Below are 12,229 nucleotides of genomic sequence, written 5' to 3'. Positions count from 1 at the left end.
ATCATCGCCACCCAGCCGAGGGCGCCGGCGTGGACATGGCCGATGGTCCAGTCGGTGTAGTGGGACAGCGAGTTGACCGTCTTGATCGCCATCATCGGGCCTTCGAAGGTGGACATGCCGTAGAACGCCAGGGACACCACCAGGAAGCGCAGGATCGGGTCGTCGCGCAACTTATGCCAGGCCCCGGAGAGGGTCATCATGCCGTTGATCATGCCGCCCCAGCTCGGCGCCAGGAGGATCAGCGACATCACCATGCCCAGCGACTGCGCCCAGTCCGGCAGCGCGGTGTAGTGCAGGTGGTGCGGGCCGGCCCAGATGTACAGGGAGATCAGCGCCCAGAAGTGGACGATGGACAGGCGATAGGAATAGACCGGACGCTCGGCCTGCTTGGGCACGAAGTAGTACATCATGCCGAGGAAGCCGGTGGTCAGGAAGAAGCCCACGGCGTTGTGCCCGTACCACCACTGGACCATGGCGTCGGTGGCGCCGGCGTACAGCGAGTAGGACTTGGTGAAGGTCACCGGCAGCTCGAGGTTGTTCACCACGTGGAGCATGGCGACGGTGAGGATGAACCCGCCGAAGAACCAGTTGCCCACATAGATGTGCTTGACCTTGCGCTTGACCAGGGTGCCGAAGAACACCACCGCGTAGGCGACCCAGACCACCGTGATCAGGATGTCGATCGGCCATTCCAGCTCGGCGTACTCCTTGGACGAGGTGTAGCCCAGCGGCAGGCTGATGGCGGCCAGCAGGATCACCAGTTGCCAGCCCCAGAAGGTGAAGGAGGCGAGGGTGTCGGAGAACAGTCGCACCTGGCAGGTGCGCTGCACCGCGTAGTAGCTGGTGGCGAACAGTGCGCAACCGCCGAAGGCGAAGATCACCGCGTTGGTGTGCAGCGGGCGCAGGCGGCCGAAGCTCGTCCACGGCAAGCCGAAGTTCAGGTCGGGCCATACCAGCTGGGCGGCGATCAGGACACCGACGGTCATGCCGACGATGCCCCAGACCACGGTCATGATGGCGAATTGGCGGACCACCTTGTAGTTATAGGCGGACTCTGGGTTAGTGGTGCTCATGCTATGGGCTTCCATCCACGGTTATACGCTATGGCTTTTTCCGGCAGTTGGGATGCCGGGCGTCCCCCCATTGGGGCTGGTCTAATTGGCGTAATTAGCGAGAGGAAGCATGGATAATGGGGCGTTATGAAATATTGATCGGGATCAATTGGCTTCCCGACCCCCACTGCATACGAGGTGTGGCAAGTTGTCGCTGAAATGGAACCGCCCGGCCGGCTCGCTGTCGGCCACCCTGATTCTCGCCCATGGCGCCGGGGCGCCGATGGACAGCCCGTTCATGGAGCGCATCGCCGAACTGCTCGCCGCCCAGGGCATCGCCGTCGCGCGCTTCGAGTTTCCCTACATGGCCCAGCGCCGCGAGGACGGCCGCAAGCGTCCGCCGAATCCGCAGGCGCAGTTGCTCGACTGCTGGCGGCGAGTCCATGCGCAGGTCCGCGAGACCCTGGACGGGCCCTTGGCCCTGGGCGGCAAGTCGATGGGCGGGCGCATGGCCAGCCTGCTGGCCGACGAGCTGGGCGCGGATGCCCTGGTCTGCCTCGGCTACCCGTTCTACGCCGCCGGCAAGCCGGAGAAGCCGCGGGTCGCGCACCTCGCCGGGCTGCGCACGCCGACCCTGATCGTCCAGGGCGAGCGCGACGCCCTGGGCAACCGCGAGGCGGTGGCGGGCTATGCGCTGGCGCCGACGATCCGCCTGCACTGGCTGGCCGCGGCGGACCACGACCTCAAGCCGCTGAAGGCCTCCGGGCTGACCCACGAGCAGCACCTGGCGGCAACGGCGCGGGAGGTGGCCGGCTTCCTTCGCGGGCTCCAGGGCCATTAACGGTTCCTTAAGGCATCCCCTCATAAGCTGCGGCGCAACCACCCTTGCATCGAGGCGTGGGCGACTGACTTCTCTGAGGGGGGAAGACATGAACATGCATGCCGACGGTGAGCAGATCACCGCTATTGATACCCGCGAACGCATCCTGCTGACGGGGGCCACCGGCTTTCTCGGCGGTTCGGTCGCCGCCCAGCTGATCGCCGCCGGGCACGGCGCCAACCTGTCCTTCCTGGTCCGCGCCGAATCCCGCCAGCAGGGGCTCGAACGCCTGCGCGGCAACCTGCTGATGCATGGCGTCGACGAAGCCGACTGCCTGGCACTGCGGGCGGAGCAGATCCTCTGCGGCGATTTCCTCGACACCTCCTGGCTGGCCCGCGAGACGCCGCGCCTGATGCAGGTGGAGCGGGTGATCAATTGCGCCGCCGTGGCGTCGTTCTCGAAGAACCCGACCATCTGGCCGGTCAACGTCGACGGCACTTTCGCCTTCGCCGACGTGCTGAGCCGTTCGAAGCGACTGAAGCGTTTCCTCCACGTCGGTACCGCGATGTGCTGCGGACCGCAGCGAGAGTCGCCGATCAGCGAGTCCTGGGAATTCCCGGCGGCGGAGCAGCAACTGGTGGACTACACCGCGTCCAAGGCGGAAATCGAGCGGCGCATGCGCGAGGAACTGCCGGGCCTGCCCCTGGTGGTGGCGCGGCCATCCATCGTGGTGGGCCACCGTACCCTTGGCTGCCAGGCCTCCGGCAGCATCTTCTGGGTCTTCCGCATGGGCTTCGCCCTGGAAAGTTTCACCTGCGGCCTGGACGAGCAGATCGACGTGATTCCGGTCGACTACTGCGCCGAGGCGCTGATCGGCCTGGCGCTGAAGCCGTGCCTGGGGCACAGCCTCTATCATATCTCCGCCGGCCATCGCGCGGCCTGCACCTTCGGCGAGATCGACGAGGCCTTCGCCCGCGCCAACGGGGCGGCGCCGGTAGGCGAGCGCTACCGCAAGGTGGAGGTGGACGACCTCAAGGAACTGGCGAAGAGCTTCGAGTCGCGCATCGGCCCGGCCAATCCGCGTCTGGTCCTGCGCGCGTTGCGCTTGTACAGCGGCTTTGCCGACCTCAACTACCTGTTCGACAACAGCCGTCTGCTTGAGGAGGGGATCTCCGCGCCGCCGCGCTTCACCGACTACCTCGACGTCTGCGTGCAGTCGTCAAGCGCGGTGAGCATCCCGGCGCAGATGCAATGGGACTTCAAGTGACGGCAGGTGCGGGGAGCTCCCTCCCCGCGGCCTGATCTCAGCGGTTGAAGCGCTCGACCAGGGAATACTGGCTCTGCGCGGTGGTGGTCAGTTCCTCGCTCAGTTTCGCCGTGCGCAGCGCCTCGTCGGAGGTCTGCTCGGCCAGGGCGGCGATGGTGCTGATGTTGCGGTTGATTTCCTCGGCCACCGCGCTCTGTTCCTCCGCGGCGGCGGCGATCTGGGTGGTCATCTCGGTGATGTTGCTGACCGCCTCGCTGATGCCGACCAGCGCGCTGTCGGCTTCCAGCACCCGCTGGACCCCGGCTTCGGCCTGCTGCAGGCCGCTCTCCATGGTATGTACCGCATCGTTGGCGGTGTTCTGCAACTTGGCGATCAGATGGTGGATCTGCTCGGTGGAGGCCGCGGTGCGTTGCGCCAGCGAGCGCACTTCGTCGGCCACCACGGCGAAGCCGCGTCCCTGGTCGCCGGCCCGCGCCGCCTCGATGGCGGCGTTGAGAGCGAGCAGGTTGGTCTGGTCGGCGATGCCCTTGATCACATCGACCACGCCGCCGATCTCGTTGCTGTCCTGGGCCAGGCGACTCACCGCGGCCCCGGTCTCGCCCACCGACTCAGACAGGCGCTGGATGGCGTTGCGCGTCTCCGCGGCGATGTCGCGGCCGCGCGAGGTCAGTTCGTTGGCCTTCTGTGTGGCGTCGGCGGTCAACTGGACGTTGTTCGCCACTTCCTGGGTGGTGGCGGCCATCTCGTTGACCGCGGTGGCCACCTGTTCGGTCTCTGCGCGCTGCTGTTCCAGACCGGCGGAGCTGTGGTGGGCCAGGGTGTCGGCCTGGCGCGCCTGTTCGGTGAGGTATTCGGCGGTGTCCTGCAGGCGCGTCAGGCAGGTCTTCAGGCGCGCGTCCTGGCTGAGGATGGCCATTTCCAGGCGCGCCTGGTCGCCGCGGCTGTCGGTGTACATCTGCGCGATCAGCGGGTCGGAGGTGGTCTGTTCGGCGAGCCGCATCAGGCGCTTCAGCCCGCGCTTCTGCCAGCGCAGTCCGGCCAGGCCGAGCGGAACGGCGAGCAGGCCGGCGAGGATGAAGCCCCACCAGGAGTTCAGCCAGATACCGATGAGGAAGCCGATCTGGCTGATCAGGATGAACGGCAGCCAGTCGAGCAGTACCGGCAGCCAGCGGTCGCGCCGGGGGATCGCCGGCTTGCCGGCGCCGAGGCGACGGTAGAGGGCCTCGGCGCGCTGGATCTGTTCGGCGGTCGGCTTGACCCGCACCGACTCGTAGCCGACCACCGCGCCCTGGTCGTAGATCGGCGTGACATAGGCGCTGACCCAGTAGTGGTCGCCGTTCTTGCAGCGGTTCTTGACGATCCCCATCCACGGGCGGCCGGCTTTGAGGGTGGTCCACATGTGGGCGAACACCGCCGGCGGGACGTCGGGGTGACGGATCAGGTTGTGCGGCGCGGACATCAGCTCCTCGCGACTGAAGCCGCTGATGTCGATGAAGGCTTCGTTGCAGTAGGTGATGATGCCTTTGAGATTGGTGGTGGTGATCAGGCGTTGTTCCGCCGGATAGACGCGCTCGTGCTGGGTGATGGGCTGATTGTTGCGCATGGGCCTTCCAAAACAAGTGAAGCATTTACCTCTGCATCGGCGAAAACGCCTTTCACATGAGGGATTTGTGAATGCTTTCACGAGGAAAAACAGATAGCTATTGACCCAAAGCATGAGAACCGACCGCGTGGTCGGATAGATGGCGGATTCGCTGATGGAGGTCAATGCGTTACGGTTTCGTGTCGTTCCCGGCGGCGCGCATGGGCTGGGGAGGGGCCTGGCGGATAAGCGCGAGGCGGCCATCCGCCGGTCCTGCGGGGTATCGGCGGATGACGCCGGGGCGTCGTTCGCCCTGCGAAGCGCTCGCGGCCCCGGGCGCCGGAATGAAAAAGGGGTGGCCGAAGCCACCCCTCCGCGCGTACCGCCGCTGCCTCAGAGCATGCTGCGCAGCACGTAGTGGAGGATGCCGCCGGCCTTGAAGTACTCGACCTCGTTGAGGGTGTCGATGCGGCAGAGGACCTTGAAGCTGTCCTGGCTGCCGTCCTCGCGGGTCACTTCCACGCTGAGCGGCATGTGCGGCTTGAGTTCGCCGCCGAGGCCGCGGATGTTCAGCACCTCCTTGCCGGTCAGCTTCAGGCTCTTGCGGTCCTGGCCGTTCTCGAACTGCAACGGCAGCACGCCCATGCCGACCAGGTTGGAGCGGTGGATGCGCTCGAAGCTCTCCGCGATCACCGCCTTCACGCCCAGCAGGTTGGTACCCTTGGCCGCCCAGTCGCGCGACGAGCCGGTGCCGTATTCCTTGCCGGCGACGATCACCAGCGGGGTGCCGTCCTCCTGGTAACGCATGGCCGCGTCGTAGATCGCCAGTTTCTCGCCGCTGGGCACGTACAGGGTATTGCCGCCTTCCTCGCCGCCGAGCATCTCGTTCTTGATGCGGATGTTGGCGAAGGTGCCGCGCATCATCACCTCATGGTTGCCGCGACGGGAGCCGTAGGAGTTGAAGTCCTTCGGTTCCACGCCGTGCTCGCGCAGGTAGCGGCCGGCCGGGCTGTCGGCCTTGATGTTGCCGGCAGGGGAGATGTGGTCGGTGGTCACCGAGTCGCCCAGCACCGCCAGCACCCGCGCCTGCTCGACGTCGGCGATGGCCGGCGGCGCCTCGGCGATGTGTTCGAAGAAGGGTGGATGCTGGATGTAGGTGGAGTCGGCCTGCCACTCGTAGGTGTCCGACTGCGGCACCTGGATCGCCTGCCATTTCTCGTCGCCGGCGAAGACCTCGGCGTACTCCTTGTGGAACATCTCGGTGTCGACCTTCTGGATCGCCTCGGCGATTTCCTTCTGGCTCGGCCAGATGTCCTTCAGGTAGACCGGCTGGCCGTCCTTGCCGGTGCCCAGCGGTTCCTCGCTGAGGTTGATCCGCACGCTGCCGGCCAGGGCGTAGGCCACCACCAGCGGCGGCGAGGCCAGCCAGTTGGTCTTCACCAACGGGTGCACGCGGCCTTCGAAGTTGCGGTTGCCGGAGAGTATCGAGGCGACGGTCAGGTCGGCCTGCTGGATGGCTTTCTCGATCGGCTCCAGCAGCGGGCCGGAGTTGCCGATGCAGGTGGTGCAGCCGTAGCCGACCAGATCGAAGCCGAGTTCGTCGAGGTAGCGGGTCAGGCCGGCGGCCTTGAAGTAGTCGGTGACCACCTTGGAGCCCGGCGCCAGCGAACTCTTCACCCAGGGCTTGCGTTGCAGGCCTTTCTCCACTGCCTTCTTCGCCAGCAGGCCGGCGGCCATCATCACGCTGGGGTTGGAGGTGTTGGTGCAGGAGGTGATGGCGGCGATCACCACCGCGCCGTTCTTCAGGCGGTGGGTCTGGCCGTCGTGCTGGTAGTCGATCTCGCCGAAGGCGGCGTTGGCGCCGACCGCGGTGCCGCCGCCGCCCTCGCTGAGCAGGCGGCCTTCTTCGGTGCTGGAGGGATGCAGTTGCAGGCCGAGGAACTCGTTGAAGGCGCTGGCGACGTTCTGCAGGGCCACGCGGTCCTGCGGGCGCTTCGGTCCGGCCAGGCTGGCCTCGACTTCGCCCATGTCCAGGTGCAGGGTGTCGGTGAACACCGGCTCGTGGCCCTTCTCGCGCCACAGGCCCTGTTCCTTGCTGTAGGCCTCGACCAGCTTGACCGTGCTTTCCGGACGTCCGGACAGGCGCAGGTAGCCGAGGGTGATCTCGTCCACCGGGAAGAAGCCGCAGGTGGCGCCGTATTCCGGGGCCATGTTGGCGATGGTGGCGCGGTCCGCCAGGGGCAGGTCGGCCAGGCCGTCGCCGTAGAACTCGACGAATTTCCCCACCACGCCCTTCTTGCGCAGCATCTGTGTGACGGTCAGCACCAGGTCGGTGGCGGTGATGCCCTCGCGCAGCTTGCCGGTGAGCTTGAAGCCGATGACCTCGGGGATCAGCATCGATACCGGCTGGCCGAGCATGGCGGCTTCCGCCTCGATGCCGCCGACGCCCCAGCCGAGCACGCCGAGGCCGTTGATCATGGTGGTGTGGGAGTCGGTGCCGACCAGGGTGTCGGGGAAGGCGTAGGTCCTGCCATCCTCGTCCTTGGTCCAGACCGTGCGGCCCAGGTACTCCAGGTTGACCTGGTGGCAGATGCCGGTGCCCGGCGGTACCACGCTGAAGTTGTCGAAGGCGTTCTGGCCCCAGCGCAGGAAGGCGTAGCGTTCGCCGTTGCGCTGCATCTCGATCTCGACGTTCTGTTCGAAGGCCGATTCGCTGGCGAACTTGTCGACCATCACCGAGTGGTCGATGACCAGGTCCACCGGCGACAGCGGGTTGATCTTCTGCGGGTCGCCGCCGGCCTTGGCCATGGCCGCGCGCATGGCGGCCAGGTCGACCACCGCGGGCACCCCGGTGAAGTCCTGCATCAGGACCCGCGCCGGGCGGTACTGGATCTCGCGGTCGGAACGGCGCTCCCTGAGCCAGCCGGCGAGGGCCTTGAGGTCGTCGCCGGTGACGGTGCTGCCGTCCTCCCAGCGCAGGAGGTTTTCCAGCAGGACCTTCAGCGACATCGGCAGCTTGCCGAGATCGCCCAGGGTCCGGGCGGCTTCCGGGAGGCTGTAGTAGTGGTAGGTCTTGCCGTCCACAGCGAGACTGCGAAGGGTTTTCAGGCTGTCCAAAGCAGGCATTTCTGATTTCCTCACGGCGGGCCCGGGGGCGGCGGGCCTGGCCTCGTCCTGACGCCAGGCCCGTCGTCGAGCCGATAGTGCCTGGCTTCGCCCGGGACCCGCGGCGTCCGCGGACGCCAGGGTGCCGTTACCTCGGTAATGCGCGGTGGCCCGATCCCATCGGTACCGGCCGCTGGCGAGAGTCAGACTTTGGGATAGCGTTGTTCGAAACCTTCAAGCTAGACCGGCTCGAGGGCTCCTGCCATATACACTGGACCGACGAACGGTCGCTGCAGTTCCCTTGAGGCATGCCCGGCACTATAGTGCGCGGCCAAGGAGACAACCCCATGAATACCCTGTTGATGCACTGCCGGCCAGGCTTCGAAGGTGAAGTCTGCGCCGAAATCGCCGAGCATGCAGCCACTCTCGAGATTCCCGGCTATGCCAAGAGCAAGCCGGCCAGCGCCCACGTCGAGTTCGTCTGCCAGGACGCCGACGGCGCCGAGCGCCTGATGCGCCGCCTGCGTTTCGCCGACTTGATCTTCCCGCGCCAGTGGGCGCGCGGGCCCGGCTTCATCGAATTGCCGGAAAGCCAGCGCATCGAGGTACTGCTGGCGGAACTGGCGAGTTATCCGGTTTGCGGCAGCCTCTGGCTGGAGGTGCTGGACACCAATGCCGGCAAGGAGGTGTCGACCTTCTGCCGCAAGTTCGAGAAACCGCTGCGCGCGGCGCTGGTGAAGGCCGGGCGGTTGCAGGAGGACCCGGCGCTGCCGCGCCTGCTGCTGACCTTCCGCTCCGGCCGGGAAGTCTTCGTCGGCCTCGCCGAGCCGCGCAACAGCGCGCTCTGGCCGATGGGCATCCCGCGCCTGAAGTTTCCCCGCGAGGCGCCGAGCCGTTCGACGCTGAAGCTGGAGGAAGCCTGGCACCAGTTCATCCCGCGCAGCGAATGGGACAAGCGCCTGGCGCCGGACATGCTCGCCGTGGACCTCGGTGCGGCGCCGGGCGGCTGGACCTGGCAACTGGTTAACCGGGAGATGCGGGTGACCGCCGTGGACAACGGGCCGATGGCGGAGAACCTGATGTATTCCGGGCTGGTCGACCACCAGAAGGTCGACGGCTACCAGTACCGCCCGCGCCAGCGGGTCGACTGGATGGTCTGCGACATCGTCGAGAAGCCGGCACGCACCGGTGCGTTGATCGAGACCTGGATCGGCGAAGGGCTTTGCCGCGAGGCGGTGGTCAACCTCAAGCTGCCGATGAAGCAGCGCTATGCCGAGGTGCGCAAGATCCTCCAGCGCCTGCGCGAGAGCTTTGACGCGCGCGGCCTGAAGGTAGCGATCGGCTGCAAGCAGCTGTATCACGACCGCGAGGAAGTGACCTGCCATCTACGCCGCCTCGAACGCTGAGGGGCGGCGGCATTCCGGCCGGGGACAGGTGACCGGCCGCGCCGCATGCGCGACAATGCGCGGATTCTGTTGCGGAGTTTCCCGATGACCCATTCTGTCGACGCCATTCTCGACGCCACCGGCCTGAACTGTCCCGAGCCGGTGATGATGCTGCACAACAAGGTCCGCGACCTGGCGCCCGGCGGCCTGCTCAAGGTGATTGCCACCGATCCCTCGACCCGCCGCGACATCCCCAAGTTCTGCGTGTTCCTCGGCCACGAGCTGGTCGAGCAGCAGGAAGAGGCGGGCACCTATCTCTACTGGATCCGCAAGAAGGCCGACTAGGCCTTCCGCGGACCCCGCCATCCCTCGCGCTTCAGCGCAGCTTCTCCATGAGCTGGTAGTACCACATCCCGGCGGCCAGCATCGGATTGCCGAAGAGGTCGCCCAGCGGCACCCTGAGGTGCTTGCAACGGGCGAAGGTGTCGAACTGCTCCAGGCTCCCGCTCATCGCCTTGGCCATGATCTCGCCCATGATGTGGCTGGTGGCCACGCCATGCCCCGAGTAGCCCTGGCAGTACCAGACGTTGTCGGAGAGCTTGCCGAGCTGGGGGATCCGGTTCATCACGATGCCCATGGCGCAACTCCACTGGAACTCGATCTCCACGCCCTTCAGGCGCGGGAAGGTGCGCTCGATGCATGGCCGCAGCTCGGCGGCGATGTCCCGCGAGTCGCGGCCCGAGTAGTTGGCGCCGCCACCGAACAGCAGGCGGCCGTCGGCGGTGGGGCGGTAGTAATCGAGGACGAAGCGGCAATCGTAGACCGCCAGCCCCTGCGGGTTGATCTCCCGTGCCAGCTCGCCCAGCGGCCGGGTGGTAACGATTCCGCCCATGGCCGGGAAGATCATCCCCTTGAGCTGCCTGCGTTCGAGCTTGTGGTAGACATCGCCGGCAAGCAGGATCTGCTGCGCCTCGATCCTTCCCTCGCGGGTAATCACCGCCGGCCGCGGGCCGTGGACGATATCCAGCACCTCGGAATGTTCGAAGATCAGAGCGCCGAGGCCGGCCGCCGCCCTGGCCTCGCCGATGCACAGGTTGAGCGGGTGCAGGTGCATGTTGCGGGTGTTCTTCAGCGCGCCGCAGTACAGCTCGGTCTCCAGGTGGGCCTGGACGCCGGCCTTGTCCAGCAGGACCACCTGGTCGCCCATGCCGCGGCGCACCGCCTCCTCGTAGGAGGCCTGCAGCTCGCCCATGTGGCTGGCCTTCATCGCCGCGTGCAGGTGGCCATGGCGAAGGTCGCAGGCGATGCCGTACTTCTCCACCCGCTGGCGGATGATCTCGTGGCCGCGCCAGCGCAGGTGCCAGATGAAGTCCTCGACCTCGGCGCCCAGCCATTGGCGCATCTGCTTGTGCATCGCCGCGTCGCCGGACAGGCTGCCGGTGACCTGGCCGCCGTTGCGCCCGCTGGCGCCCCAGCCGATGCGATGGGTCTCGACCAGGGCTACCTTGTAGCCACGCTCGGCCAGTTCGACCGCCGTGGCGACGCCGGTGAAGCCGCCGCCGATGATGGCGATGTCGACCGTCACCGCGCCCAGCAGGGTCGGATAGTCGGTTTCCTCGTTGAGCGTGGCGGCGTAGTAGGACGGCGCGCGTTCCGCGGCCGGACGGGGATGGATTGCTGCGTTCATCGGGTATTCCTTGTTCCAGTGCGGAGCGTCCTGCCGGCGCGCCGCCGTATGCGGGCGGGTCCGGGATCTCAGGCCTGGGTCAGGTACCAGCGCCAGTCCTGCTCGCCGACCTCGCCCATGAATTGCCGGTATTCCGCGCGCTTCACCGCCAGGTAGACGCCGAGGAACGGCTCGCCGAAGGCTTCCCGCGCCCACTCGGAGCCTTGCAGGGTATCGAGGGCGGTCAGCCAGTCGGTGGGCAGGCGCTTGCCGGCCTGGGCGTAGCCGTTGCCCTCCACCGGCGCACCCGGATCGATGCCTTCGCGGATGCCGCGGTGGACCCCGGCGAGGAGCGCCGCGGCGGCCAGGTAGGGGTTGGCGTCGGCGCCGCAGATGCGGTGCTCGATATGCCGACTGGAGGCCGGGCCGCCCGGCACGCGCAGGCTCACGGTGCGGTTGTCGACGCCCCAGGTCTGCGCCAGCGGCGCGTAGCTGTTGGCCTGGAAGCGCCGGTAGGAGTTGGCGTTGGGACAGAACAGCAGGAGCGAGTCGAGCAGGCTGGCGAGCATGCCGCCGACCGCCTGGCGCAGCAACGGCGTGCCGGCGGGGTCGTCGCTGGCGAACAGGTTGTGGCCTTGTTCGTCGGCCAGGCTGACGTGCAGGTGCATGCCAGTGCCGGCCAGGTCGTCGAACGGCTTGGCCATGAAGCAGGCGAGCATCCCGTGCTTGTGCGCGATGCCCTTGACCAGGCGCTTGTAGCGGATCGCCTGGTCCATGGCGGCGAGGGCGTCGCCGTGGTCGAGGGTGATTTCCACCTGGCCCGGGGCATATTCCGAGATCGCCGTGCGTGCCGGCAGGCCCTGCGCCCTGCAGGCGGCATAGAGGTCGGCGAGGAACGGCTCGATCTGCTCCAGTTCGCGCAGGCCGTAGACCTGGGTCGCCCGTGGGCGGCCGCCATCGGCGTCGCGGGCCGGTTGCGGGCGGCCGTTGGCGTCGCGCTCACGGTCGAGCAGGTAGAACTCCAGCTCGGCGGCCATCACCGGGTGATAGCCCTCGCTCTTCAGCGCGTCGATGGTTCGCACCAGGAGGTGCCGCGGATCGGCGACGCTGGCGGGCAGGCCCTCGCTCGGGTGCATGCTGACCTGCACCGCCGCCGTCGGGATCTGTCGCCAGGGCAGGCGCACCAGGCTGCCGGACAGGGGGTAGGCGCGGCAGTCGATGTCGCCGACGTCCCAGACCAGGCCGGAGTCCTCGACGTCCTCGCCGTTCATCGTCAGCCCGAGGATGGTGCTCGGCAGCGGCCGGCCGCTGCGGTAGACGGCCAGCAGCTCGTCGCGGTGCAGCAGCTTGCC

General features: G+C 67.2%; 9 protein-coding genes. 4 read left to right on the top strand and 5 right to left on the bottom strand.

Features of this window, described 5'->3' with window-relative positions:
* On the bottom strand, nt 1–1,073 hold a 1,073-nt coding region (ccoN, locus tag HMPREF3014_RS09260; protein WP_070753830.1), incomplete at its 3' end, for a cytochrome-c oxidase, cbb3-type subunit I.
* A 187-nt stretch (nt 1,074–1,260) separates the two neighbouring features.
* Here ccoN and HMPREF3014_RS09255 point away from each other — a divergent pair.
* Together HMPREF3014_RS09255 and cprA are read left to right on the top strand one after the other, a co-directional pair.
* Nucleotides 1,261–1,893 (top strand): alpha/beta hydrolase family protein, encoded by a 633-nt coding sequence (locus tag HMPREF3014_RS09255; protein WP_003105994.1) that lies wholly within the window; start codon nt 1,261–1,263, stop codon nt 1,891–1,893.
* 88 nt (nt 1,894–1,981) lie between these two features.
* Nucleotides 1,982–3,139 (top strand): cationic peptide resistance protein CprA, encoded by a 1,158-nt coding sequence (cprA, locus tag HMPREF3014_RS09250; RefSeq protein WP_003087328.1) that lies wholly within the window; start codon nt 1,982–1,984, stop codon nt 3,137–3,139.
* Between the two features lie 37 nt (nt 3,140–3,176).
* On the opposite strand, the gene HMPREF3014_RS09245 is transcribed toward cprA, so the two are convergent.
* Together HMPREF3014_RS09245 and acnA are read right to left on the bottom strand one after the other, a co-directional pair.
* Nucleotides 3,177–4,742: a methyl-accepting chemotaxis protein gene (locus tag HMPREF3014_RS09245; protein ID WP_003087330.1), complete on the bottom strand. Its 1,566-nt coding sequence runs from the start codon at nt 4,740–4,742 to the stop codon at nt 3,177–3,179.
* 372 nt (nt 4,743–5,114) lie between these two features.
* Complete coding sequence (gene acnA, locus HMPREF3014_RS09240) at nt 5,115–7,847, bottom strand: aconitate hydratase AcnA (RefSeq protein WP_023087603.1); 2,733 nt, start codon at nt 7,845–7,847, stop codon at nt 5,115–5,117.
* Between the two features lie 326 nt (nt 7,848–8,173).
* On the opposite strand from acnA, the gene rlmM reads away from it, so the two are divergent.
* Nucleotides 8,174–9,232, top strand: a complete 1,059-nt coding sequence (gene rlmM / locus HMPREF3014_RS09235) for a 23S rRNA (cytidine(2498)-2'-O)-methyltransferase RlmM (protein ID WP_003087345.1) — start codon at nt 8,174–8,176, stop codon at nt 9,230–9,232.
* A gap of 84 nt (nt 9,233–9,316) precedes the next feature.
* Nucleotides 9,317–9,556 carry a sulfurtransferase TusA gene (tusA, locus tag HMPREF3014_RS09230; protein WP_003105999.1) on the top strand — a complete coding sequence of 80 codons (240 nt, stop codon included), beginning with the start codon at nt 9,317–9,319 and terminating at the stop codon, nt 9,554–9,556.
* A gap of 31 nt (nt 9,557–9,587) precedes the next feature.
* On the opposite strand, the gene HMPREF3014_RS09225 is transcribed toward tusA, so the two are convergent.
* On the bottom strand, nt 9,588–10,898 hold the full coding sequence (locus tag HMPREF3014_RS09225) for an NAD(P)/FAD-dependent oxidoreductase (RefSeq protein WP_003106000.1): 1,311 nt from the start codon (nt 10,896–10,898) through the stop codon (nt 9,588–9,590).
* Nucleotides 10,899–10,966: 68 nt separating this feature from the next.
* A partial coding sequence (locus HMPREF3014_RS09220) for a glutamine synthetase family protein (protein WP_070753828.1) occupies nt 10,967–12,229 on the bottom strand: 1,263 nt, incomplete at its 5' end.

The organism is Pseudomonas sp. HMSC065H01 (genome assembly GCF_001815235.1).
Taxonomy (GTDB): Bacteria; Pseudomonadota; Gammaproteobacteria; order Pseudomonadales; family Pseudomonadaceae; genus Pseudomonas; species Pseudomonas aeruginosa.
Note: the sequence above shows the minus strand (reverse complement) of the source record. Positions and strands in the feature narration are given on the sequence as shown.